Annotated in this window: 29 protein-coding genes and 1 tRNA gene; 15 read left to right on the top strand and 15 right to left on the bottom strand. The window is 53.8% G+C overall.

What is annotated here, in order from left to right:
* Positions 1-47: 47 nt before the first annotated feature.
* The 3 genes from EAW52_RS10310 to EAW52_RS10300 all read left to right on the top strand — a co-directional run bounded on the left by EAW52_RS10310 (position 48) and on the right by EAW52_RS10300 (position 2242).
* Positions 48-785, top strand: a complete 738-nt coding sequence (locus tag EAW52_RS10310; protein WP_372238913.1) for a DUF72 domain-containing protein — start codon at positions 48-50, stop codon at positions 783-785.
* A 114-nt stretch (positions 786-899) separates the two neighbouring features.
* On the top strand, positions 900-1448 hold the full coding sequence (locus tag EAW52_RS10305; RefSeq protein WP_074824241.1) for a non-canonical purine NTP pyrophosphatase: 549 nt from the start codon (positions 900-902) through the stop codon (positions 1446-1448).
* Between the two features lie 2 nt (positions 1449-1450).
* Positions 1451-2242: an SIR2 family protein gene (locus EAW52_RS10300; protein WP_122042331.1), complete on the top strand. Its 792-nt coding sequence runs from the start codon at positions 1451-1453 to the stop codon at positions 2240-2242.
* A gap of 25 nt (positions 2243-2267) precedes the next feature.
* On the opposite strand, the gene EAW52_RS10295 is transcribed toward EAW52_RS10300, so the two are convergent.
* Positions 2268-2981, bottom strand: coding sequence for a glutathione S-transferase N-terminal domain-containing protein (locus EAW52_RS10295; RefSeq protein ID WP_122042330.1), 714 nt, complete (start codon positions 2979-2981; stop codon positions 2268-2270).
* Between the two features lie 215 nt (positions 2982-3196).
* Here EAW52_RS10295 and EAW52_RS10290 point away from each other — a divergent pair, with 215 nt between their 5' ends.
* Positions 3197-3433 (top strand): DUF2171 domain-containing protein, encoded by a 237-nt coding sequence (locus EAW52_RS10290; protein WP_122042329.1) that lies wholly within the window; start codon positions 3197-3199, stop codon positions 3431-3433.
* A 66-nt stretch (positions 3434-3499) separates the two neighbouring features.
* On the opposite strand, the gene EAW52_RS10285 is transcribed toward EAW52_RS10290, so the two are convergent.
* Positions 3500-3754 (bottom strand): DUF2789 domain-containing protein, encoded by a 255-nt coding sequence (locus EAW52_RS10285; RefSeq protein WP_074824231.1) that lies wholly within the window; start codon positions 3752-3754, stop codon positions 3500-3502.
* 225 nt (positions 3755-3979) lie between these two features.
* On the opposite strand from EAW52_RS10285, the gene EAW52_RS10280 reads away from it, so the two are divergent.
* Positions 3980-4504 (top strand): hypothetical protein, encoded by a 525-nt coding sequence (locus EAW52_RS10280; protein WP_122042328.1) that lies wholly within the window; start codon positions 3980-3982, stop codon positions 4502-4504.
* Here the strand turns inward: EAW52_RS10280 and EAW52_RS10275 are convergent.
* Positions 4464-5360: a bestrophin family protein gene (locus EAW52_RS10275; RefSeq protein WP_122042327.1), complete on the bottom strand. Its 897-nt coding sequence runs from the start codon at positions 5358-5360 to the stop codon at positions 4464-4466. The two genes, EAW52_RS10280 and EAW52_RS10275, sit on opposite strands and share 41 nt — an antisense overlap.
* 411 nt (positions 5361-5771) lie before the next feature.
* Between EAW52_RS10275 and EAW52_RS10270 the strand changes: the two genes are divergently transcribed.
* Both EAW52_RS10270 and EAW52_RS10265 read left to right on the top strand, forming a co-directional pair.
* On the top strand, positions 5772-8207 hold the full coding sequence (locus EAW52_RS10270) for a membrane-bound PQQ-dependent dehydrogenase, glucose/quinate/shikimate family (RefSeq protein ID WP_122042326.1): 2436 nt from the start codon (positions 5772-5774) through the stop codon (positions 8205-8207).
* Positions 8208-8652: 445 nt separating this feature from the next.
* Positions 8653-8865, top strand: coding sequence for a cold-shock protein (locus tag EAW52_RS10265; RefSeq protein WP_010794706.1), 213 nt, complete (start codon positions 8653-8655; stop codon positions 8863-8865).
* Between the two features lie 67 nt (positions 8866-8932).
* On the opposite strand, the gene EAW52_RS10260 is transcribed toward EAW52_RS10265, so the two are convergent.
* Together EAW52_RS10260 and EAW52_RS10255 are read right to left on the bottom strand one after the other, a co-directional pair.
* The gene (locus EAW52_RS10260) at positions 8933-9163 is read right to left on the bottom strand and encodes a hypothetical protein (protein WP_122042325.1); all 231 of its coding nucleotides are present in this window, start codon (positions 9161-9163) and stop codon (positions 8933-8935) included.
* A 149-nt stretch (positions 9164-9312) separates the two neighbouring features.
* A complete protein-coding gene (locus EAW52_RS10255; RefSeq protein ID WP_010794708.1) occupies positions 9313-9654 on the bottom strand; it encodes an I78 family peptidase inhibitor in 342 nt (113 codons plus the stop codon).
* A 529-nt stretch (positions 9655-10183) separates the two neighbouring features.
* Between EAW52_RS10255 and EAW52_RS10250 the strand changes: the two genes are divergently transcribed.
* The 4 genes from EAW52_RS10250 to EAW52_RS10235 all read left to right on the top strand — a co-directional run bounded on the left by EAW52_RS10250 (position 10184) and on the right by EAW52_RS10235 (position 12378).
* Entirely contained in the window at positions 10184-10420 is a 237-nt protein-coding gene (locus tag EAW52_RS10250; protein ID WP_122042324.1) for a hypothetical protein, read from the top strand.
* 418 nt (positions 10421-10838) lie between these two features.
* The gene (locus tag EAW52_RS10245; RefSeq protein ID WP_122042323.1) at positions 10839-11072 is read left to right on the top strand and encodes a hypothetical protein; all 234 of its coding nucleotides are present in this window, start codon (positions 10839-10841) and stop codon (positions 11070-11072) included.
* Between the two features lie 133 nt (positions 11073-11205).
* Positions 11206-11520 (top strand): hypothetical protein, encoded by a 315-nt coding sequence (locus tag EAW52_RS10240; RefSeq protein ID WP_122042322.1) that lies wholly within the window; start codon positions 11206-11208, stop codon positions 11518-11520.
* 165 nt (positions 11521-11685) lie between these two features.
* A complete protein-coding gene (locus tag EAW52_RS10235) occupies positions 11686-12378 on the top strand; it encodes an endonuclease (protein WP_122042321.1) in 693 nt (230 codons plus the stop codon).
* A 65-nt stretch (positions 12379-12443) separates the two neighbouring features.
* Here the strand turns inward: EAW52_RS10235 and EAW52_RS25910 are convergent, their stop codons facing one another.
* The 6 genes from EAW52_RS25910 to EAW52_RS10210 all read right to left on the bottom strand — a co-directional run bounded on the left by EAW52_RS25910 (position 12444) and on the right by EAW52_RS10210 (position 16288).
* On the bottom strand, positions 12444-12665 hold the full coding sequence (locus EAW52_RS25910; RefSeq protein WP_073450168.1) for a hypothetical protein: 222 nt from the start codon (positions 12663-12665) through the stop codon (positions 12444-12446).
* A 385-nt stretch (positions 12666-13050) separates the two neighbouring features.
* Entirely contained in the window at positions 13051-13398 is a 348-nt protein-coding gene (locus EAW52_RS10230; protein ID WP_074824211.1) for a hypothetical protein, read from the bottom strand.
* A 164-nt stretch (positions 13399-13562) separates the two neighbouring features.
* Positions 13563-13639, bottom strand: a tRNA-Val gene (locus EAW52_RS10225).
* Positions 13640-14241: 602 nt separating this feature from the next.
* A complete protein-coding gene (locus tag EAW52_RS10220) occupies positions 14242-14757 on the bottom strand; it encodes a DUF2937 family protein (protein WP_019366989.1) in 516 nt (171 codons plus the stop codon).
* Positions 14758-14800: 43 nt separating this feature from the next.
* Positions 14801-15574, bottom strand: a complete 774-nt coding sequence (locus tag EAW52_RS10215; RefSeq protein WP_010794718.1) for a class II glutamine amidotransferase — start codon at positions 15572-15574, stop codon at positions 14801-14803.
* Between the two features lie 246 nt (positions 15575-15820).
* Entirely contained in the window at positions 15821-16288 is a 468-nt protein-coding gene (locus EAW52_RS10210) for an MFS transporter (protein WP_256680819.1), read from the bottom strand.
* Between the two features lie 130 nt (positions 16289-16418).
* On the opposite strand from EAW52_RS10210, the gene EAW52_RS10205 reads away from it, so the two are divergent.
* A complete protein-coding gene (locus tag EAW52_RS10205) occupies positions 16419-18440 on the top strand; it encodes a S9 family peptidase (protein WP_122042319.1) in 2022 nt (673 codons plus the stop codon).
* Positions 18441-18575: 135 nt separating this feature from the next.
* Positions 18576-19334, top strand: a complete 759-nt coding sequence (locus EAW52_RS10200; protein WP_074824199.1) for an SRPBCC family protein — start codon at positions 18576-18578, stop codon at positions 19332-19334.
* Between the two features lies 1 nt (position 19335).
* On the opposite strand, the gene EAW52_RS10195 is transcribed toward EAW52_RS10200, so the two are convergent.
* Positions 19336-19785: a YcgN family cysteine cluster protein gene (locus tag EAW52_RS10195; RefSeq protein WP_122042318.1), complete on the bottom strand. Its 450-nt coding sequence runs from the start codon at positions 19783-19785 to the stop codon at positions 19336-19338.
* Positions 19786-20078: 293 nt separating this feature from the next.
* Here EAW52_RS10195 and EAW52_RS10190 point away from each other — a divergent pair, with 293 nt between their 5' ends.
* Positions 20079-20675, top strand: coding sequence for a nitroreductase family protein (locus EAW52_RS10190; protein ID WP_122042317.1), 597 nt, complete (start codon positions 20079-20081; stop codon positions 20673-20675).
* A gap of 45 nt (positions 20676-20720) precedes the next feature.
* Here EAW52_RS10190 and EAW52_RS10185 read toward each other — a convergent pair whose 3' ends face one another.
* From EAW52_RS10185 to rnd, 3 genes are read right to left on the bottom strand one after another with little or no spacing between them, the layout of a single operon-like run.
* Positions 20721-21653, bottom strand: coding sequence for a D-2-hydroxyacid dehydrogenase (locus EAW52_RS10185; RefSeq protein ID WP_122042316.1), 933 nt, complete (start codon positions 21651-21653; stop codon positions 20721-20723).
* A 42-nt stretch (positions 21654-21695) separates the two neighbouring features.
* Positions 21696-21989: a YcgL domain-containing protein gene (locus EAW52_RS10180; protein ID WP_122042315.1), complete on the bottom strand. Its 294-nt coding sequence runs from the start codon at positions 21987-21989 to the stop codon at positions 21696-21698.
* A 17-nt stretch (positions 21990-22006) separates the two neighbouring features.
* Positions 22007-23134 (bottom strand): ribonuclease D, encoded by a 1128-nt coding sequence (rnd, locus tag EAW52_RS10175; protein ID WP_122042314.1) that lies wholly within the window; start codon positions 23132-23134, stop codon positions 22007-22009.
* Positions 23135-23543: 409 nt separating this feature from the next.
* Here rnd and EAW52_RS10170 point away from each other — a divergent pair, with 409 nt between their 5' ends.
* Complete coding sequence (locus tag EAW52_RS10170) at positions 23544-24023, top strand: hypothetical protein (protein ID WP_010794727.1); 480 nt, start codon at positions 23544-23546, stop codon at positions 24021-24023.
* The last annotated feature ends 9 nt before the right edge of the window (positions 24024-24032 follow it).

Below are 24032 nucleotides of genomic sequence, written 5' to 3'. Positions count from 1 at the left end.
TCACCTGATCCGTTAGTCAAACACAGATCAGACACGACTGGCTTAAACTGATCTTGAACACACTTCCCTATATTGGATGTGCTGGCTGGAGCCTGCCGCGTTCACAGTGGCCCGACTTTCCGGCAGAGGGCACCCACTTGCAGCGCTACGCTGCCCGCTTCAATACCGTTGAAATCAACTCTTCGTTTTACCGCCCTCACCAACCGGCGACCTACGCCAAATGGGCTGACTCGACGCCAGAGGGTTTTCGCTTCGCAGTAAAGGTCCCCAAGCAGATCACTCACATTCAGCGCCTCGCTCACGGCGGAGCACTGTTGAACGGCTTTCTGTCGGAGTGCAGTCACTTGGGAGAGAAACTGGGCTGCCTGCTGATCCAGCTTCCTCCTTCACTGGCATTCAAGGCAGAACTTACCCGTGACTTTCTGGAGGATCTTAGGGCTCGCTACAATGGACACGCCGTTCTTGAACCCCGCCATGCCAGCTGGCAACGTGATGATGCCCAGTCCATGCTGATGGCTTATCGAATCGGCCAAGTAGCTGCCGATCCCTCTCCATTGGCGAACGGCAACATGCCCGGTGCATCGCCGGAGGTGGTCTACTACCGCCTTCACGGCTCGCCCCAGATCTATCACTCCTCCTATACCCATGATGCCCTTGCGTCTCTTGCCCAGACCTTGGCACATCATCATGAACGGAGCGTTCTCACATGGTGCATTTTTGATAACACTGCCAGCGGCGCAGCCGTACTCAACGCATTGGACATGCAACGTCTGCTTGCAGGCTGATGGCGCATGCCGACCGCCGGACCTTTTGAAGGCGAACCCTTGGTTATCCACTTCCCTCTAAATCAGAGAGGTAGCGAGCCGCCCTGAGAATCGTAATGCCTTTGCAGGCCAGCCATGAAAATTCGATTTATTTCCAGCAACACGCGAAAGATTGAAGAAGTCTCTCACCTGCTCGCCAAAACGCGAATCGAGATTGTCCCCTACCAGATCAAAATCGATGAACTGCAAACCGAGGATGTGTGCCAATTGATCAGCGACAAGCTGCTCAAAGCCTTCCGCCTCGTTGGGAAGCCTGTATTCGTTGAACACACTGGGCTTTACATCAAGAGCCTGAATGATTTCCCTGCCGGCCTTACGCAGCTCTTCTGGGACAAGCTACTGGCAGAACGCTTCTCCTCTGTCATAGGCGGCCTTGAAGATCCCTCAGCCGTGGCCAAGACGCTGATCGGCTACTGTGACGGTCGCAAGAAATACTTCTTTGAGGGCGCCGTTCCTGGGCGAATCACAGAGCAGCCGGCCGGTGATAGCAGCTTTGAATGGGACTGTGTGTTTATGCCTGATGGCCTTGATCAAACCTTTGCCCAACTGGGGCCACGCAAGCATGAGTACTCCATGCGACGGCAGGCGCTGGAAAAATTCGTCAGCTTTATCGAGGAGTCCTGAAAATGGAAAGCCTCAAGGACGCTTACCGTAGCAATCGGCTGATCCTGTTCGTAGGGGCTGGAGTATCAGCCAACCTTGGCTTGCCGCCCTGGAAACAACTGATCGAAGAAGTTGCCGTCCAGCTGGATTATGACCCTGACGTCTTCAATACCTACGGCAATTTTCTTGCGCTAGCCGAGTATTACCGTATCAAGAAAGGCAACATCGGTGCGCTCAGAAGCTGGATGGACCGGGAGTGGCACAAAGATATCGATATCATGGCATCAGAAATACATCGGCTGATCGTACAAGGCCGGTTCTCGGCGATCTACACCACCAACTATGACCGCTGGCTGGAATATGCCCACGATGCCTATCAACGAGAGTACATCAAGATCGCCAATGCCAGCGATCTGGCCAAGGCGCAGGACAACATTAGACAGATCATCAAATTTCATGGGGATTTCGACGATGACTCGTCGATTGTGCTGGCCGAAACAAGCTATTACGAACGGCTTCAATTCGAGACGCCGCTCGATATCAAGCTGAGAGCCGACACACTGAGCAAAGCCGTTCTATTCATTGGCTACAGCCTTTCGGATACCAATATCCGGCTGCTCTTCCATAAGCTTTCAAAGATGTGGAGCAAGTATGAGCCCTCCGGCGTCAGGCCCATCTCCTATGTCTTTTCTCACATGCCCAATCCGGTACAGGAAGAGATCCTGAGCCAATGGGGCATTCGCATGATTTCGTCTGATCATGACGATCCCGGCCATGCCTTGACGTGCTTTCTCAAGGAGCTGGTTGATTCCTGAGGCAGGCATCCATGCCCTATCCATTTTACAACGAGCGAGCGTACTGACCGCGGCCGAATATACGGTCATAGTCATCCGGTGTGGCCTCTGCACGAGAGGCCGCGCCTTCCGCCTGAATCTCCTTAGTCATCTCGACTAATCGAATGGCCGCAGGTCGCTTTGAGATTTCACCCAGCCAGCGTGCCAGATGGGTATAACGCTCATGGGGTAAGCCAAGGAACTCGAGAATGGCCATCCAGGGATACGTTGCGATATCGGCAATTGAATAAGTATCGCCGCCAAGATAGGCGTGGGTAGCCAGACGCTGGTCGATAAGCTCAACCAGGCGCAGCACTTCAGTAGTATAGCGCGAGCGCGCGTACTGAGAGACTTCAGGCTCGAAGCGCGTAAAGTGAACATACTGGCCGAACATAGGGCCGACTCCAGTCAACTGGATCATCAACCACTGCATGACGTCATAACGTGCCGTACCGTTTGCAGGCAGGAATTTCCCTGTCTTCTCGGCAAGATACTGCAGAATTGCACCCGACTCGAACACACGGTAGGGCTCTCCGTTGGGCCCGTCAGGATCAATCAACACAGGAACCTTGCTGTTTGGGTTAAGCGCCTTGAAGGCGTCGGTGAACTGCTCACCCTTCCAGACATGTACATGCTTGAACCGGTAAGCCAGTTGCAGCTCCTCCAGCATCAGCACTACTTTCAGGACATTAGGACTACCCATGCCATAGAGTTCAATCATTACGTTTGCTCCTTATCAGGTCCATTCGCTACAGCCTTGGACAATGCTGTACACCAGTCAGAAAAAGGGGGTATCGGACAGTTCTGCTCGCTCATCAGGAGAGTTGAAAAATGCCTCCTGTCGCTCACTCAGAACGTTAGCCATTCGGCAAACCTCTGAATAGATAGCGGATGATTACCTACAGAACCCTTTGTCCTATTGCCGGAGAAACCCGCATGGTTGATGTCGATAAAATCCCTGTTCAAGCGGACGTACTAGGCTCCGATGGTCAACACGTCGGCAAGGTCTATGACATTGTGGATCGCAATAAACTCAAGCTTGAGCGAAGTGATCCAGATGCTCAGGGGCAATATCACCTGATTCCTCTGGAATGGGTGGCCCGCGTAGACGGCGCTACCATCCACTTGGCACGAACATGCGAAGAGGCACAGCGGGATTGGCAGACGGGATAAGCAGGAATCTGAAAAGCAAAACGGTGGGCTTGAACCCACCGTTTTATCACCTGCCAGGCCTACCACTCAGGTCGCTTGAAACGGCTTATTCTCGTGCAGCAATACGTTGAGTTCATCAACGATCGGCTCCCACTCGGCATCGTTCATGATTTCCTCTTTCAAAAACGCCGCCTGGCTGGGCGTCCAAAAAGGTGCTTCGGAAATCTTGACGTCATCGGGAAGCGGATAGTGCTTGGCGACAAACGCGTCAATACTGGCCTTATCTGAGTCCAGACCCAATTGATCGAATAAGGTCGTGAGATCTTTTACAGGAAGTTCCATAGTCATCTCTCCAGGCTTTCGAACCGGTCCATAGCAGGATGGGACGTAACGCAGTGTCGTCCCTCAATCTGCTTACAGCGCATTACCAATAGAGAGGCAGCTGAGCGCATCGGTTCAATCACAGGCCATTAGCAGATGCATTTGATCTGGAAGCAGCCGAGCAAGTGAGAAAGATCACAAAAACGTAGTCATACCGTCATAAGAGCTTAAAAAGGCGGCCTGCATATGCGCTATCAAAAACAAGCGGTTGCGCTCGTAGTGGCTTGGTTCATGGTAGGTGGTTTCGCCCACCTGTTCATGGCCGGCTTTTTCGTCAAACTTGTTCCCATCGACGTACCCTACCGGTTTGCCATCGTTTGCTTTGGCGGCATTCTGGAAATGACGGTAGCGGTTGCGGTGCTCTTTAAAGAGCTTCGTCGTTACGCGGGCAGCGTTCTCTTTGTCTGTACGCTCCTTATGCTGCCTGTACACTTCTACACTTGGCAACATGCGGGCCTGTTTCCAGCGCTTCCTGAGTGGGCCCTGGCAGTACGTCTTGTACTGCATGCGCTTTTTCCAATCGTCATCTGGTATGGCTGTATTCATTACACCCCACCTGCCGAACTGGTAGACAGCGAAAAAGGGGCCGATAAAGGTGTCCACGGCCAGCTCCAGACTGGCGTTAGCCAGCCTGTTATGCGCACCGTAGGCGTAACGCCGGCTTCCAATGCTACTCAGTGGAGCGAAGAGAAGCGTTCTCCGACTCCCTGAACATGGACGAAAGATTCTTCTCGATGTTCGCGCAGAGATCGGTCATCTGTATCTGGTGCTGGCTTTCGGAAAACGGGCTTTGTAGATCAGTTCCGATTTTCTCGAGCGCCAGCAACATAAAGCCCACTACCGTAGAGGCCAGAGGTGTAAACCAGCCTAACGACTCTACCAACCCTACCGGGACGATCAAACAGAACAGCGAGATGAACAGGCGTGGAAAGTACACATAAGGATACGGCAACGGAGTATTAGCGATGCGCTCCATACCTCCCTGCCAGTTGGAAATATCCACCATCGTCGATTCAAGACGTGCCAAACGTATGCTGTCGAGACGCCCTGCCTTGTATTCCTGGGCAATCAAAGCTGCCGAGCCGCTTAGGATGTCGTTGGGAAAATTATTGGTATCACCGCTTCGAGCCACTTCCTCAGCAGGCAACAACTCTGCAAGTCGCTCTGGAATCGGAGCCTTCTTGAGATGCGCGGCTAAAGCATTGACATAGGCCACATGGCGGCGAAACAGCACCTCCTTGATAGGGTTTAAAGCATCGCCCGGGTCATCAACCAGAATCAGAACCTGACGGGCAAAGTTGCGCGAGCTGTTAACCATCCCTCCCCATAACGTACGAGCTTCCCACCAGCGGTTGTAAGCGCTGGTGTTCCGAATACTCACCAGCATGGCCAGGGCAGAGCCCAGCAGCGTCAATGGCATCGAAGGAAGGCTCATTCGATCATCGACGAACAGCATGAAGTCAACGGTGACAACAATGTCCCAGATAAGCAGCCAAAACAGCGACCAACCTGTATAGGAAAGGGTTTTATGCAGGAATCGGTACTTACGGCGAATAAGGGTTGGCAATGCAGCGCTACTCCAAAATAAAAACTTACTAGCGCTATGACCACTATGTTTGAAACCTGGCTCACGGAAACCATCTCAGGAAGTTGATTCAAGATTCTTCCGGGTCAGCCTAAGCCGAGACATGTCTCCTGATCGCAGCGGCAATGGAGGCAGATCAACATGACTTATTGCGATCGTTTTTTGACGATTCACGGCCGAATTTCAAATATACGTAATAATTCAAACCATCTCTCACTTTCGCCTTTGCACAAATCCACAAAACACCTTTGCCTAACTTGAATATGCGCAGAGGGTGACAGACGGTATAAGATTGCTGTTATAAGAATTCCAACATCCTTCACCGTGCAACTCCCGGGCGACCCTTGCGGTCCAGTCCGGTGAATCCTATTTTAAGAATTTGGTATTGCCTTCATGAACGAAACGACTGGACCGTTTGCAAAAACGCGTCTTTTTTCTACGTTAGTCGGCATCGTCCTTGTGTTGATTGGTCTCGCCATGCTTGTAGGTGGCGTCAAACTGATCACTGTAGGAGGATCCTTCTATTACGCCCTCGCGGGTGCCGGTATTTTCATCACTGGTATCCTTCTCGTGCTTGCCCATCGTGCAGCACTCCCATTGTTTGCGCTCGTTCTGTTTGCCTCAACGCTGTGGGCGCTGTACGAAGTCGGTCTGGACTGGTGGCAACTGGTTCCACGTCTGGCACTGTGGTTTGTAGTAGGCATCGTTCTGCTTTTGCCATGGATACGTCGCCCCATGGCACGTAAGGCGGGTGTCAGCTCAGTAGGCGCCGTGCCACTGACCGGCGCGGTCGTTCTGGCCGGTGCTGCTGCAGTCGCCAGTCAATTCACCAATCCACATAACATTGAGGGCAGTCTGGATCGTGCCAGTGCAGGTACAGTGAACGCTGCCCCCACCATGCCCGATGGCGATTGGCAGTCGTATGGGCGTACGTCATTTGGCGACAAATATTCCCCGCTGAATCAGATCACCCCGGAAAACGTGAATCAGCTGGAAGTCGCCTGGACCTATCGTACCGGCGACATTCCCGGGCCGAACGATCCGCAGGAAACCACGGCTGAAAATACACCCCTCAAGGTCAATGGAAAGCTGTACGTCTGTACGCCGCACAGCCAGGTCATTGCCCTGGACCCCGACTCCGGCAAGGAGCTATGGCGCTTTGATCCCAAGCTGAGCACTCAGAGTGCCGACAGCTTCAAGGGCTGGGCACACATGACCTGCCGTGGCGTGGCCTACCATGATGATGCCGCCTATGCACAGGCGGATGCTCAGGACAATGCGCAGGCAGCGTCTGCCCCAGCAGAGGCTACACCGGTCAGCAACTCCTGCCCTCGCCGTCTGTTCCTGCCCACTGCCGATACTCGCCTGATCGCCATAAATGCCGACACTGGCAAAATGTGCGAAGACTTTGGTGACAAAGGCTCCATCAACCTGGGCGCCAACATCGGCGGCTTCACTGCTGGTGGCTACTACTCCACCTCGCCGCCGTCAGTTACCCGTGATCTGGTCATCATTGGTGGCCATGTAACGGATAACGCCTCTACTGACGAGCCTTCCGGCGTTATTCGTGCCTATGACGTGCACGACGGCCATCTCGTCTGGAATTGGGACAGCGGTAACCCTGAAGCTACCGAGCCGATTCAGCCAGGCCAGACCTACACCCGCAACTCCGCGAACGTATGGTCCGTCATGTCAGTGGACGAAAAACTGGGCCTGATCTATCTGCCAATGGGTAACCAAACGCCGGATCAGTACGGTGGCATGCGTACGCCAGAAGCCGAGAAATACAGCGCCGGCGTTGTCGCTCTGGATGTCAATACGGGTAAGGTACGCTGGAATTACCAGTTCACTCACCATGACCTATGGGACATGGACGTAGGTGGGCAGCCCACGCTGATGGATATCAAGACGGCTGACGGCATCAAGCCAGGCCTGATTGCATCCACCAAGCAAGGCAGCCTCTATGTGCTGGATCGCACCAATGGTCAGCCCATCGTTCCCATACACGAGACACCCGTTCCGCAGGGCGCAGTGGAAGGCGATCATACGTCCCCTACGCAGCCAATGTCCGAACTCAACATGATGCCGCAGACACTCAAGGAAGCGGACATGTGGGGTGTGACACCTCTGGATCAGATGCTGTGCCGTATCACGTTCAAATCGCATCGCTATGAAGGCATCTACACGCCGCCTTCCCTGCAGGGTTCGATCGTTTATCCGGGCAACTTCGGTGTATTCGACTGGGGTGGCGTCGCCGTGGATCCTATCCGTCAGGTGATGTTCCTTTCGCCTAGCTACATGGCCTTTACATCCAAGCTTGTCGCACGCGAGGACGTCGAGGGCGGTCCGGCTCGCAAAAGCGAGACAGAGGGCGTTCAGCCAAACAAAGGCGCACCGTACGGTGTGATCATGGGGGCACTGCTGTCCCCGATGGGCCTGCCTTGCCAGTCACCACCATGGGGTTATGTGGCTGCTGTCGACATGACCACCAATCAGGTCATCTGGAAGCACAAGAACGGCACTGTTCGTGACAGTGCGCCTGTTCCAATGCCGCTCCCCATGGGTGTTCCAGCATTGGGTGGGGCTTTCATGACATCCAGCGGCCTGGCCTTCCTGAGCGGTACGCTAGACCAGTACCTGCGTGCCTACGATGTTCGTAATGGTAAGCAGCTGTGGGAAGGTCGCCTGCCAGCAGGTGGCCAGACAACTCCCATGACCTACACCGGCAAGGATGGACGTCAGTACATCCTGGTTTATGCGGGTGGGCATGGCTCTTTGGGCACTCGTCAGGGCGACTATGTAATCGCCTTTGCACTGCCTCAGAAGTAAAAAGCTGATAGCAGGCGGGGCTTATCTGTAGCCCCGCCTGCCTTCACCCTTCAAGCTGACATCTCTTCAAACTGCCCCGCCTTACGTCTTTCTCTCTCAACTGTCGTTTCGCTGTACCAGACGTCACATTTTCAAAAAAAAATGATCACTGTACTTTTCTTTGAATTTTTAGCCAGTTCAAGGAAATAAATACGTTTTTTAGCGGTCTATATCGCTGACCGGACAGCCTGCAATCATGGGTTTGATCATTAGATGAACTTTTGGTCTTTTCAAATGCTCATATATGATCGTAATATGATCCTGCTGTGCCCGTGCATTACTGTGAATCGCAACATGGTGTTTAGATACAGATCCAACATCGTTACGACTCCGTTACACTCAGTGCTCAGTCTCGGTCAAGACTTCCCTTTACCGAAACTTAATTTTTGAAAAGGTAAAAAACACCATGGCTAATCGCGAAACCGGTACTGTTAAGTGGTTCAACGATGAGAAAGGTTTTGGCTTCATCACCCCGTCCTCTGGCGGTGCTGATCTGTTCGTTCACTTCCGCCAGATCAAGGCTGCCGGCTTCAAGAGCCTGAAAGAAGGTCAGGCTGTATCTTTCGTGGCTGCCAAAGGCCAGAAAGGTATGGAAGCACAAGAGGTTGAAGTGGTTTAATCCACTTCCCTTGAAAAAGCCCCGTCCATGACGGGGCTTTTTTTATGCCTGAATTAAATACAAAGACTTAGTCAAACAGGGGTTGGCTGTCTGCACTGATACCCGTCATCTTCTGCAGAATCTCATCCGCCGCACGCTCGGCCTCCATAAGGTCCGTAAAGGTACGGTCTATCGCTACTCGGTGCAGAGCTTCCTCTTCCTTTCCATGCCCTTGTATGGCAATAAAGGCTTCGATGCCTGTTTCGCTTTCTACCGCACTTGCCCAGGCGCGGTGATCGCCAAAGATTCGCAATCCCATTAATCTCTCCTCTCGTCTAATCCGTGTTCATAAGATAGACACAGGCCAAAGCCATCCTATCCACAACGAGAGTAGATTGATCGATTCAGAGTAGACTCAGGCAGACCAACCTGATTAAAGGCATCAGTGTCGGCCCGCCCTTGGATGTATCAGCCACAACGAGCCGTCTTGATCACAAGCGCCTCATCAGTGGTAACCGTCAGGCGCTCAGAGTTGAAATCCATCGTCATGGCATCATCCGGACGCACAAGACGTGTAATCCTTGCACCAGAACGCTCTTGAAGCTGCTTGAAGAGTTCAGGAGTAGCCGTCTTACCTACCGCATATTGTGCAGCATCGGAATTACAACCACTTCCAAGTGCGGATGATGATGCAGTTGCATCACTGCTTCGGGTACGTTCGTTACTGCCAGACTCTGGAGAGCTGCTACAGGCACTTACAAGAACCAAGGAAGAAATTAACGCTGCCAGGGAACTCAACTTCCAAGTCATTACACTGCCTTATCGTTTACATAAAGCTCTACCATACGGACTCGAAGCACCTGGCAACAAGGGCTACTTTGTAAATATGGCTTACCGTCTTCAAGAGGGAGCGTGCGTGCTCCACCGTACCAGAAAGAAACCGACCAGTAGCAAGAAACCAACAACCAACGTATTAAGCTCGAAAAGACTTTGAATACCTAGACGGGAAGCAATGCGGCGAGCTATGAAATAGCGCCACGTCATTTGAGGGCCAAACATGGCCATCAGAAGACAGACAAAGAGAATCCCTTGAACTACCCATCGGCATGTATACATGCAGCATTAAACCCTCTCCTAAATTAGGGCGAGATTTTCAGTGCGCCTATCAATGCTCACAATTCACATCAGTCGAAAGTGTGACGTACTTACCTTAGCAGAATGCAAAACCCATGCATTTACGCCTGGAAGCCATTCAGGCTGCCTTTGTAAGGAATGAATTCATTATTAGCCCGTCAAAAGAGACGGCTTCATCGAATTACACCACTAAGGGAGTACGATCATGAGCAATGCAGGCAACCTGGTTATTACCTATGAAGAGGCAGGAGAACCAAGAGAACTGGCAATAGCCGACGCTCCAGCTGATGTCGATGAAGGCATTGTCCTTTTGTACGTACTGAAACAGCATGGAGGCGAAAGTCTGGAACTGGATTTCCCCCCCTATAGTGACGAACTCAACAAGCGTCGTCTGCGTGCACAAAAGCTCAACCTGCTTAACATCGACTGGGCTTATCGCTAGGCATCCGCCTGCCCTGCTAGATGGGCCTTGCTACGCTTGACAGCCTGTCCTGCTTTTTCGAATCATGCGCGACTCATTTATAAAATCAGTTCGTTATAAATGAGTCGGCAACGTCTGGTTATTTGTTCTCTGCGTCCTCATCAGACTCCAGAGGAACAGGAGCCTCTTTAGGGTTAGGCTGAATCTCAGGGTCAACGTCGATCTGGTCAGGATTTATATGATCAGTTTCAGGCATGTTGGCATCTCCAAGAAGTAAGCAGCAATATTTTGGGCATTCATACCGGGTATTGGTTCTTACCTTTCTCTGCCCTTAAGCGCGTTATAATGAAAATAGAGGTAAGCCAATACGCATCGAGTCATGTCTTTCGTATCGCCTACTGCCTGATCAGCATTCATTCGCTTTACCTAGAGAGTCCATATGTTACGCACAGTATTGTTTTTGGCGTTGACTGCATTCATCGCCTGCGCCTTTGGGATGTTACTTCTGGGTAATGCCTACTGGTTTACAACAGGCGGCTGTCCTTCGCATGGCGGTGTTGCTGAACTATGTGATCAAACCAAAGCCAGAATTCAGCTGGGCTTCGGTATTGCAACGATGATTGTGGCTACTATCGCCATGATTGTCTGCATCGTTAGAGACACCAGAAAATAGAGATTCTTAACGTCTTCAACCTGCAAAATAGATATCTTTAACAATTAAAGGCTCAAACAGCGCTCCCTATCGAACTACTGTATAAACTTAATGTCAGTGTGCCATCCTAAATAGTCGTTCTAAGCATACTGACATGCAACCCTCTCGCTATGATGCCGCCCGCTCCAGAATACAAGCTGCCCTGGCACCCTTGGAATGCCATTTCACCAACCGTGATTCTCGCGGTACCTTTGCCTTTAAAGCGATAGATCCTCAGGGAATTATCCACTTTGAATCCGGGCGTATCCGTACCGCGATCTACTGCAATCCTACTTCCCTACACCACCTTCTGGTCGCCGCCCGTAAAAAACTGCTGGCTCAAAACATTGAGCTGGAATCCTGGGACGAGCGCCTTACTCTTGAGATGATTGGGCAGTGGGAAAAGGCAGCCAAGCGTACACGTCGCTAATCCTGTCGCTAGCGGGTTACATGACAGTAAGTCGCTAGCAATTACCCTCTCGCCAAACAGCTGTCTATCCATACAGCGAACCATTTCTCATTTTAGTCCTACTGCCTTCCTCAAACCCAACGCTGCCCGTTACCATCCGCGCCGATTTACTTATCGAGCACGGCCATGTTTCGTATTTTTTCTCTGATTTCTTTCTTCTTTTTTATCATTCCGGCTCATGCAGAAGCGCCTCGCACGTTTCGCGAAGCCAAAGTGATAGGCGCCAAAGTCTACAAGCAGCAACCTGTAGATTTTTATTGCGGCTGCCACTACTCCGGCAAGACGGTGGACCTGAAAAGTTGTGGCTATGTGCCCCGCAAAAATGCGACCAGAGCCTCTCGCATCGAATGGGAGCACATCGTGCCTGCCTGGGTTATCGGCCATCAGCGCCAGTGCTGGCAAAAAGGAGGAAGAAAAAACTGTACTTCAAGCGATCCGATTTACCAGAAAGCCGAAGCTGATTTGTTCAACCTGGTACCGGTCATCGGTGAAGTGAATGGCGACCGCAGCAATTTTGCGTTCGGCTGGCTGCCACAGAAACCGACCCAGTATGGGGCCTGTCAGATGGTGGTCGACTTCAAAGCCAAGAAAGCCATGCCCCGCCCAGAAATCCGCGGCATGATTGCGCGCACCTACCTGTACATGAGCGAACGGTATGACTTGCGCTTATCCAAGCAGGACCAACAGTTGTATTCAGCCTGGAACAAGCAATACCCGGCCGAGCGGTGGGAGCGCCAACGAAACCAGCGCTTGGCGTGCATTATGGGTCACGGCAATAAATACGTTGGAAACGTCGATCTCAAGGCCTGTCGTACCTAAGATCACTGATCATCCTGTAGCGCTGACTGCTAACCAACGCTACAGGACAGGCGACTTGAAAGAGTTTAGGCAGGAGGGGAAGAGGAAAGAATCTGAATGGTCATTGCTACCAGAAGTGTTACGAGACCAAACAGAAGCAGTACGACCCGCCCCCACCATGTATGGTTATTTTTGACACCCACGATCAGCGCTATTCCCAGAATAGCCAGCGTAGCCGGCAGGTAACGAACCGCCCAGAGCATTACCCAAAAAATCCTTTCCCACACGTGGATCAACACGTCCTGCATTCCTACTTCCCGCGAAGAGTTATTGTCAGGCTTTCATTTTACAGACCGGACATTCATGCACCCAGCCTGAATGCCTACCGATGCCGCGACCATTCATCTGCCATTGCGGCCGCCCTTACCTGCCCACTTCAAGTTTCGCCTGTTACGCCGATATGTCATGTAGCTCAGGCATATTTCCGGCCTTAATGCCCCACTCATCACATAGCGAATTCATACAGGTAGTCACTCGCGATGATCAGTAAAAAGCCCTTCACGCCCACCGAAAAATTTCTCTACGTTTCCGTCCCGGTCGTTTGGGTCATTTTATTCGGCGCACTTTTCTCATACCTCTAGATGGCTGAAAGCGTGCTCTCGAAACAACCTGAAGGGCACGCTGCTTAACCCGTTAGTCAATACAATACTTGACCGCCTCGCGAACATCGCTGGGCCGAAGAGGATTGTTAGCCATGCGTTCGTGCAGTGTGATGTGACTGCCACGAGAGCTATCGTCTACATGGATAACCGCAGCAGGAATAGAAGAAACCTTGGATGGCACAATAATTCTTTGCTCGCTAGCTGTTCCTGCCAGCGTTACAGGCGCCCGACTTTTAGCCAGTCGATCAACCAGGCATTGGGTATAGGCCTGAACGTCCTTACCTGATCTGACATCCATTGAAGGCGGACTTTGCTCCAGATCTTTTACGCTTGCACACCCGGCGAGTAGAAGCACGGCTCCTACACAAAACCATTTCATTACCCACTCCTGGCACCGTGACTCGTCAGTCAGAAGACCTGACGTTATACGTCAATTTGAGAACATTATTGAGCTGTGTTTGAGACGAAATGTTTTAACGACCCAAACAAAAAAGCCGATCCTTTCGGATCGGCTTCTTGCCCCGCCAGCAGTGCGGGAATATTTGGTAGGCACGATTGGACTCGAACCAACGACCCCCACCATGTCAAGGTGGTGCTCTAACCAGCTGAGCTACGTGCCTGCTGTGGGTGCGCATTTTACGGAATCAGACTGGGTCGTCAAGCCTTTTTTCTTCTAAATTACTGAAAAGACGAAAATTTATTGGCATAGCCTGAAATCAGGTAATCCCCCAGTGAGAGAACTGAACCTTAAATGGCTTGGCAACCGGATAGGCTAGATCTTCTCCCTTGCATACCGATAACCTCCGCTCAAACAGCCCCTCAGCCAACTTGATGACTACAGTAACTTTCGCCTACGGAGAAACCTGTTGCCTCTGCCAGAGGCCGCGCAAGTCTGCCATTCCACCATACCTTGGGACGATGGCCTATCACCTCGCGCCCTGCCTTGCGCCCTTCTTCAGCGACTCGCTCAGTCGACCGCGGACTTGTATCTTTCAAAGCCACTACCGGCTCATCTCTACACTTGGCCAACGCATACAAAGTACCTATGCCGTATCGGTCAAGAAGATGCTCGGCAGTGATACAGATGTGGATCAGCGTCATTGTTATCACGAAGCGTACTGAAATCAGGCTCACCAAAGCAGGCGACTGCGGTCGATAGAGGCAGTTGCCCACACTGCAGGCTGAGCGACACAAAAAGGCCGGAATTTTCCGGCCTTTCAATTTAGACGAGACGTCGCGCTGGCCTACGCCGCGGCATGATAAGTACAGCCAATGCCAAGGCGATGGCCTCGATGATCCAGGACAGTAAAAAAGCACAGGCCAGCCCCCAACCGATACATTCAGGCGTCAGGACAACCTGATAACGGTAGCCTTGCCACGTCTCTTCAAGTATTGCTGGGTTAGCCTTGGTAAAGACATGCCAAGCGCGCTCATACCAGCGGCCCTGCAATGCCTGCCATTGCGAATCGAGCATTTGCTCACGGCGCATCAGCATGCCAAGGCTATCGGCATCGCTCTGGAAGACCGGATCATCACTGGCACGATAATGGGCTACCAGACGATCCATATCACCGCCAAAAAACTCGCCTGCCGTTTTGCGATACCCTTCCAACGCCTGATGGGCTTCAAGGCGATGGGCCTCGATACGCTGGCTGTAATCAGTGATAAACCCTGGTATCTGCACACCAACCAGAAGGCCTAGCGCAAACAGGATTAGCCGGATATAACTACGCAGCATCGTAACTCCTTGCGTACTGAATGGCAGGCTTCGCTACAACCGTTTAGACCCGCCCCTGGGTGACGATTTCGCCATCCCACCATAATTTCCACTCACCAGGCTGATGAAGCGCCCAGGTTTCGTTGGCCGTCAAAGGCTCTGTCGCAATCACTGTAACCACATCATCAGGCGTTGTTTCAGCCTTGAAATCTACCGTCAGGTCGGCGTCCTTCAAGTGCGCCGGACCAAACGGGGCCCGTCGCGTAATGTGGGCCAGCTTGGTCGAGCAAAACGTGAACAGCCAGTCACCATCACTCAGCAGACAGTTGAACACACCAAAGCGGCGAAAGTGATCGCAAGTTCCGACCAGAACAGGCAGGAGCATTTCGACAGGCACCGGATCGGGAAAACGCCGCCTGACCTCATTGAGCAGATAACAGAATGCCGCCTCACTGTCCGTGTCCCCTACTGGCTGGAACAGACCGGGATCTGGTGCGAACTCGTTGAGTTGGCCATTATGGGCAAAACACCAGTAGCGCCCTCCCAGCTCCCGAACGAAAGGGTGTGTATTGGCAAGGTTTACCGAGCCGACGTTGGCATGGCGAATATGCGCGATAACCGTGCGACTCTTGAGCGGATAGCCCTGGATCATGCGAGCCACTTCGGAATCCGCTCCCGGCATGGAATCCTTGAACATATGCAGTCCGCGTCCTTCGTACAGCGCCACGCCCCAGCCGTCCCGGTGGGGGCCGGTACGTCCTCCTCGCTGCATCAGCCCTGTCAGGCTGAAGGTGATATCGGTAGGAACATTGGCACTCATGCCCAACAATTCACACATATCCTGACCTCATTCGATACGGCACGAGAGATGCTCTAATAGCAGGCCCTCTGCCAGACAATGAGTATGTCCAAGAAACAGTTTCGAATCAGCTGTTTGACGACGATACGGCAATAAAACGGCTACCTGACGGTACTCCCGGCGGCTTCCTATCATTCACTTGTCTTATGAACATACATAGAGATGGACCCAGCCAGACGGAGAACATTCGCCCCAGCCTGCAAACAGACAAGGGCGGCGTGATAGCTACAGGCGCGGCTCGATGCGCGTACGACGCTCTGGGACCCGTGATGGTGGGAATGATGGCGAGGGGTTGTTCGCTGCCGTGGGAGCAGGCTGGTCGGCAGGCGGTGGTGTCTGGTTGGCAGCCTCATCATTGCGTCGGGAGCGTTGAAACAGCCAGCGGATCAGCGCGAAGATGAAATATGCCGCGAATGCGATACACCCATACAACGCCATTTCCGCCACAGCCCGCCAGGCGCTGTTTCCTACATGGAAGCCGAGATCCATGACGACAATGGCGCTGGAGGGTGCGTAAAAGCTGTGCTCAGGGTCTGCTATCGTCGGAGAGAACAGTATCAGGGCAACAATCAAACGGATGGGTTCTCGCAGCCAACGCCACATCCAGCCGGTCGCTTTGAAACACACCCATAGACAGCCTAGTGCGGCAACACCATAGACAGCCCAGGCAATCAGGTAATCGTGCTCAGTCATTTCGATACATGGCGGGTCTATAAAAAGGATGCCTATGATAGCGACTTTTGCACGGTTGGGCGCCCCTACTCGCGCCCTGCCCATGCACAGGCACCTCAAAACCGGTCCACCGACACCTAAGGAGTCACCCATGATACAACCTCCTCTCGCTCAACGTACGCACGGCGCAGATCCCTACGTTTGGCTGGAGAAACGCGATGATCCTGAAGTGCTGGCCTATCTGAAAGCTGAAAATGCTTATCTGGACGAGGTATTGCAGCCGGAAGCCGCGCTGCGTGAGACACTTTTCCAGGAGATAAAGGGACGCATCCGGGAGACGGACCTGTCACTGCCGGTACCGTATAAAGATTACCTCTACTACCACCGAACCCGCGCCGGTGATGAATATGCGCGCCATTACCGCTGCCCTCGCCCCCAGGACGGCTCGCTGACCATCGATGAGTCCCAGGAGGAATTGCTACTCGACGCCAATGAACTGGCCGGTGGCGGATTTCTGTCAATTGGCCGTTTCACGCTCAGCCCTGATCAGACCAAGCTGGGTTACAGCCTGGACCAGACTGGTGACGAAACCTATCGTCTGTTTATAAAAGACCTGGCATCAGGCGACTTGACCGAACTTCCTTTCAATGACTGCGATGGCAGCATGACCTGGGCTGGCGATAGCCAAACCCTGTTTTTCGGAGAGCGTGACGAGGCTCATCGTCCTCACAAGCTCTATCGCTACCGCCTGGGTGACCAAGAGGCGCAAATGGTCTTCCACGAGACGGATGGCCGCTTCTTTATCGGATGCTACCGCTCAAGCTCCGAGCGCAAGCTGATTCTCCTGTCCCACAGCAAGACCACCAGTGAAGCCTGGGTCATGGACGCGGACCGGCCAAGCGAGGCTTTCGTCTGTGTAGCCCCTCGTCAGGAAGGTCATGAGTACTTCCCTGATCATGGAGCTGATGGCTGGATGATTCGAAGCAATCAGGCAGGTATCAACTATGCCCTGTATCAAGCGCCAGATGACATGCCCAGCCGCGAGCACTGGGAGCTGCTGGTTCCACATGATCCCGAGCGCATGCTTGAAGAGGTAAACCTCAATGCCAACGGCTATATCCTGAATCTGCGCGAGTCAGGCCTGCCGGTGCTCGAGGTACGCCCCAAAAACGCACCTGCCTATCGGGTACAGTTACCTGACGAGATTTACAACCTTGGGATGATCGACGTGCTGGAGTTTGACAGCCCGGTCATGCGTTTGCGTTATGAGTCACTCAATCGCCCTGCACAGGTACGCCAACTAGACCTTGCCACCGGCGAACAACAGGTCTTGAAGGAAGTCCCGGTAGAGGGGCCGTTCAATGCCGACGACTATGTCAGTCGACGTTTGTGGGCTACGGCGCCAGATGGCACGCAGATCCCGATCAGCCTGGTCATGCGCAAGGATCGGGTGGGCCAGCCTACCCCGCTGTACCTATACGGTTATGGCGCTTATGGTCACAGCCTAGACCCCTGGTTCTCCCATGCACGCTTGAGCCTGCTGGATCGTGGTTTCACCTTTGCCATCGCGCATGTGCGAGGCGGTGGCGAATTGGGTGAAGCCTGGTATCAGGCGGGCAAGCTGGAAAACAAGCAGAACACGTTTGATGACTTTATTGCCTGCGCCGAACACCTGATCGATCAAGGGCACACCACCGCCTCGCAGTTATGCATCAGTGGCGGCAGTGCTGGCGGCCTGTTAATTGGCGCCGTGCTCAATCAGCGGCCTGATCTGTTTGCAGCGGCCATTGCAGAAGTCCCGTTCGTGGATGTGCTCAATACGATGCTCAAGCCCGACCTTCCCCTGACCGTCACCGAGTACGATGAATGGGGCAATCCAGGTGAGGCCGATGTATACGCCCGCATCGCTGCGTATGCGCCTTACGAAAATGTAAAGGCCCAGGCTTATCCAGCCTTGCTGGCCGTAGCAGGCTATCACGACACTCGCGTGCAGTACTGGGAAGCGGCCAAATGGGTAGCCAAGCTCAGAGCCACGCGCACGAATGATGCCTTGCTGCTACTCAAGACCGAGTTTGGCGCAGGTCACGGCGGCATGAGCGGCCGTTATCAGGCGCTACGTGACGTAGCACTTGAGTACGCTTTCCTGCTCAAGGTTCTTGGACTGAGTCACTGATACGCTTCCAGCAGGCAGAGCATCAGACCCTGCCTGCTGGAAACGCTCCGATCTGTTAACCAGCTATCGATCCCACCGGAACAGCTTTGCCTTGGCGCGGTCTTTTTGTAATTGCCTGTCATCAAGGAGCTTGCCATGTTGGGCCGCCGTGCTACCCGGAACAGCCATCTTTCAGACCGCGTGCAAAATGTGGGGGGACTTGAGCGTGTTGCCTCCCTGACAGGGGGTGGCCTGCTATTGATCAAGGGACTACGACAGGGCGGCCTGCTCGGGGTTGCCAGGATGGCGGTCGGGGCGTTGGCACTTTACCGAGGTTATTCAGGGCATTGTGCTGCCAAACAAGCGTTGAGCCATAGTGAGTTTGAACGCCAGCTGATGCGCGACTATCACTGGAAAAATGCCAAGACCGAGTCTTGCTGCGTGGTTATCAATCGACCCAAGGACGAACTCTATCGCTTTTGGCGCGACTTCAAGAACCTGCCTGCATTCATGGAGCTGATCCAGCGCATCGACATCCTGGACGACAAACGCTCTCACTGGGTGATTCAAGGCCCAACCGGCCCGCTGGAGTGGGATTCAGTCATCACGGAGGACGAGCCTGGCAACTTGATTGGATGGCGCTCCATTGCCGGCGGCGATCTCAATACGATGGGCTGGGTAGCCTTCAATGAGCGTCCTGATGGCAGTACCGAAGTCGAAACCCTGATTGCTTATGATCCGCCAGGTGGCGTACTGGGGCACAGCCTCGCCAAGATCATGAAACGCGATCCGGCGTCACAGGCTTCCCGAGACCTGACTCATCTGAAGCGCTTGATGGAAAGTGCGGCCAGCGCCACGCAGACGGTAACCGTTACCGGAAACGCATCGCTGACCGATCCGTCCCCAGTGGGCTGACTCAGCCCGCCCGAAAGATCATATAGTCTTCCCAGTCCTCTTCCGCTACCTGGGTTTCACTCAGCATGCGGCCCGACTGGGAGATTCCGGCATCATGTACGGCGCTTTCGTCTCCCGAGACCAAGGGATGCCAGAGCGGCAGGTCCTTGCCTTCTGATATCAGGCGATAGCCACAGGTGGGCGGCAGCCACTTGAATTCATCAGCCTGCCCTGGAGTGAGCTGAATACAGTCAGCCACAAATTGCTTCCGTTCGGCGTAGCGGGTGCACTTGCAGGTTTTCAGGTCCAGCAATTTGCAGGCGATACGCGTGTAATACACGCTGCCATCGTCCTCATCTTCCAGCTTTTGCAGACAGCACAAGCCACAGCCGTCGCATAAGGACTCCCACTCCCCCTGGTCGAGCTGGTCTAGGGTCTTGCGTTTCCAGAAAGGTCGAGTGATATCAGCCATGAACGTAGTCGGTTGCGAAAAGCGCGCAGTCTAGTCCTCATGCACGAATCGGCCAAGCACCGCTCGTGCAGCTTGTCGCCGCAGCCTTCTGGAGGTTAACGTTACAGGGCTTCTCCAGATGCGCAGCTCATGGGCCTGCCTGAGCGTAAAATGTGACGAACCCCTGCGCAGGCGAAACAGCATCCGCGGCCAGAATGGCTGAAGTCAGGATGGCTCCTGCATGGCGCGCTTCATATCATTTCCTTCAGGCCGAACCAGGCGACGCGTAACACTTTACCTGCATAGGACGTCACATGACCGCTAGCACTCGTGTTCCGCAGTATGAAGTCGACCCGCAATTCGTCCAACGGTGGTCTCCCCGCGCCTTCAGTGATGCCGCTATAGAAGAAAATCAGTTGATGAGCATCTTCGAGGCCGCTCGCTGGGCGCCCTCTGCCTACAATGCTCAGCCCTGGCGCTTCCTCTATGCTCGCCGTGGCTCTGCGCACTGGGATAGCTTTCTCAAGCTGATCAGTGAATACAACCGTAGCTGGGCACAACATGCTGCGGCGTTGGTCATCGTCTTGTCCAAGACCACCTTCGTACCGCCCGGCGGCAGCGATGAGGTTCCGCTGGGTAGCCATAGTTTTGATACCGGCGCAGCCTGGGGCTTTATGTCTCTACAGGCTGGCAAGCTGGGCTTTCATACCCACGGGATGGCAGGTATCGAGTACGACCTGATTCGTCAGGAGCTGAAAGTACCCACCGATCTCAAGATCGAAATGGCAATTGCCATTGGCAAGCTGGGCGACAAGTCGTCTTTGTCTGAGAAATTACACGCCCGTGAGCTGCCCAGCCCACGTCGGCCAGTCGAAGAGTTGGCTGCCGAAGGCCCTTATACTCTCGGCTAATGCCGCCACAGAGCCGGCTTAAGAATAGGCCGGCTCTGCACGCAATCAATACCCTTGCTTGAAATCCACCCGCCCTTTCAATGCCTCTCCGTTGCGGTAGCGGCTCAGGTTTTCAACAAAGAGTCGGGCAATATAAGGGGGCGAAGACACTGCCGCGGTATGGCTGGTAATGATCAGTCCAGGCGCCGACCAGAACGCATGAGTCTCAGGCAGCGGCTCCTCTCGAAAAACATCGAGCACGGCGCCGGCCAGGTATTTCTGCTCCAATGCTATTACCAGATCGGCATCCACAACGGCAGTGCCACGTCCTGCATTTACGAACAGTGCCGAAGGCTTCAGTTGTTTGAACAGGTCCAGCGTATAGAGATCACGCGTATGCGAAGTGTCAGGTAAAAGGTTGATGAGGTAGTCAGCTTTCGAGGCCTCACGACTCAAGTCCTCAAGACCATGCACGTCAAGAAAGCCGGGCAGTGCGCGCGGGCTTCTGGCAATACCGTAGAGCTCAACTCCAAAAGGCGCTAGAAAGCGTGCTACATCCTGGCCAATGTCACCGGCCCCGACAATCAGAACACGTCGCCCTGCCAGCGAGCCGGGGGTACAGGCTTCCCAAAGTCGATCCGCCTGTTTTCGAGCGCGCTCCAAGAGACAGCGCTCATGGGCAAGCAGATAGCCGAGCACATACTCGCTCATCAGCTGCCCGAACACGCCCACTGCGCGCGTGAGCACATAGTCCTGCGTTAGCCCGGAGGCCAGTAGCGGCCGGATGCCCGCCCAGGTGGACTGAACCCATGAGGGCTTGAGCCCCTGATCCAGAAGCTTTGCGACGAGATCTGGCTGCCCTAGCCAGATCTGGCACTCGGCAGCCACGCCTGCCACCTTTTCCGGATCATTACCTCCGACTATTTCCAGAGAGGCGTCCAACCCATGCAACGCGGTGAAATAGTCCTGATAACTGTCTTCCAACAACAAGAAACGCATGATCTGGTCTTTCCTTGACAAGCAGTGGTGGTGACTGTCGCGTTACACGGGGTCGTTCATACGCAGCAAATGCTCAGGCAGATGCTCAATGTACTCCTCCTGAGGTGGTGGCATCTGCAGGTGATAACCCTGCTTCTCCAAATTTTCCAAAACCTTTGCAGTGTCTTCGCGCTCCAGCTGTCGTTCCGGCGTAAGAACGAATTCAAACGTAAGCTGAGGGGTACCAAAGGCTGTAATCAACCCTTCTGGTACGCGGGCAAGCCCGTCACGCTTGTCGACGTAGAGGTACATTTCGCTTTTGCGCGGACTTTTGTAAATGGAACAGATTCGTTTCATGGGTACTCCGGATAACATCAGGTTCGCAAGGCAGCCAGGCGATCCAGCAAGGCCTGCCCCATCAACTCGCGGCGCCATCCGCGCAGCGTGTCGGGTAAAACATATTGACCATCCGGCCAGCCACTCTTGATCAAGGCTTCCAGCACTTTCTTTCGCAGCATGAGTTCAGGCGCCATGGTCAGGCGCTCGGCTTCATTTTGGCCAATGAGACGAAGGTCTTTCAGAATCGGTGAGATTTCTGGAGGCAGCGGTTCGGATAACGGCTCAGGCCATTGATCCGGAGGCGTCTTGGCGGCCTCGCTGATCAGCTCGATCAGGTGATCGCCGTATTGACGTACAGTACGAGGATGCATGTCATCGATACGGGCCAGCGCGACCTTGTCCTTGGGCTGAAGTCGCGCCAGAGGCCACAGGGAGCGCTCGCGCACAATACGATTGCGAGGCTGGTTACATAACCTTGCCTCCTGCTCGCGCCACGCACAGATGGCCCTTAGCACAGCCAGCTGCTGACGTGACAGACGCCAGCCCAGCTTGACATCTTTATACGCCTGATAGGGGTCCGACTCCTGCTTAAGGTTGGCTACCAGCTCACGGCTATCTTCCAAGAGCCATCCCCGCTTCGTCTGATCCAGGCGCTCAGACAACGCCAGATACAATTCCGCCAGATGCTCCACGTCAGCCGCGGCATAGCGCTCCTGTAGCTCCGTCAGTGGTCGCTGAAGCCAGTCCGAGCGTGTCTCGTCCTTGGGCAAGGCGATACCTAACAGTTCATGTACCAGACGCGAATATCCCATCGAATGGCCCAGCCCCAGATAGGCAGCCGCCAGCTGCGTATCGAATAGCGGCTCGGGGAGGCTTCCGGTCAGCTTGAGCAGAACCTCAAGGTCCTCACTACAGGCATGAAGGACTTTTACGACCTGCTTGTCTTCCAACAGCCCAGACAACGGCGCCCAGTCACTGATCGTCAATGGGTCGATCAGAAAAGCGCCCTGCCCGTCGCCGACCTGAAGGAGGCCCGCAATGGGATAGAAGGTATCGACCCGCATGAACTCGGTGTCGAGCACGATGAAGGGCAAGGTGCGCCAGAACGCGCATTGTCGAGCAAGGCTGGCATCGTCTTTGAGCCATTGGATAGCAAGAGCCACGTAAATCCTCCAGTACTGTTACCGGAAGTATATCCATCCTGAAGCGTTCAGGCAGATCAAAGGCCCAGATTAAGCCGCTTAATGCTTATCAAGCGTCCCGATTTGCCACATTTGAGGCGCTTCGTTGTCTTAGAACATAGGGCAGGCTGCACGGCATGACCAGACAGGCACCAGCCTGCCGAGGCGACCGCTATCCGAACCTGGCGGCATGAGTCTAACGTGACCAAGCGGAATATGGGCAGGGATGAAAACTTCAAAATCGTCTAAGGGCTTAGGCTTACGTGCGAAACTTAAAGCTAAACTTGAAGTTCAAGGCCTAACGTCAAGAGAAGTCGGGGCTACACGAAAACAACATCAACCGACCAGGCATTCGACTCGAGCGGGTCATTGTCTTAGTGATGAGGTAGCCATGGGAATCGCTGCATGCGAATTGAGTCAGTATGTTATTCGTCCCACCCTGGTCTATCTAGACCGCTATTCCCTGGCAGCAGAGGCCATGCTGCTGGCCACCGCCGCCACGCAGTCTGCGCTAGGCGCCACGCTTGAAACACAGCAATACCACGGTATTTACCGAATTTCCGCCGAACGGCATGCTGCTCTCTGGGATTACTATCTGGCCCGCGACCCTGAGCTAGCCAGCCTTGTCCGAGGCCTAGCCAGTCAACATGCCTTTTTCGGGGCGCCTCATCTGGAGCTGACCGTCAACCTTCGTTATGCCACAGCAATCGCCTGGCTCATGATCGAAGAATCACGCCTGCCCTTACCGGAGCCTGACGACCATCAAGGGCAGGCCCGGTTATGGCGTAAGGTTTTCAATCCTAGAGGCCGCCTTCACGACTTTCACATGGCCTGGCAGCGCTGCAGCGAGACGTGGAACCAGGTAGCCTGAGTATGACCC

Origin of the sequence: Pseudomonas sp. LTJR-52, assembly GCF_003691465.1 — a bacterium.
Lineage (GTDB): Bacteria > Pseudomonadota > Gammaproteobacteria > Pseudomonadales > Pseudomonadaceae > Chryseomonas > Chryseomonas luteola.
The sequence above is the reverse complement of the archived record's forward strand: the minus strand, read 5'-3'. Positions and strand labels throughout refer to the sequence as shown.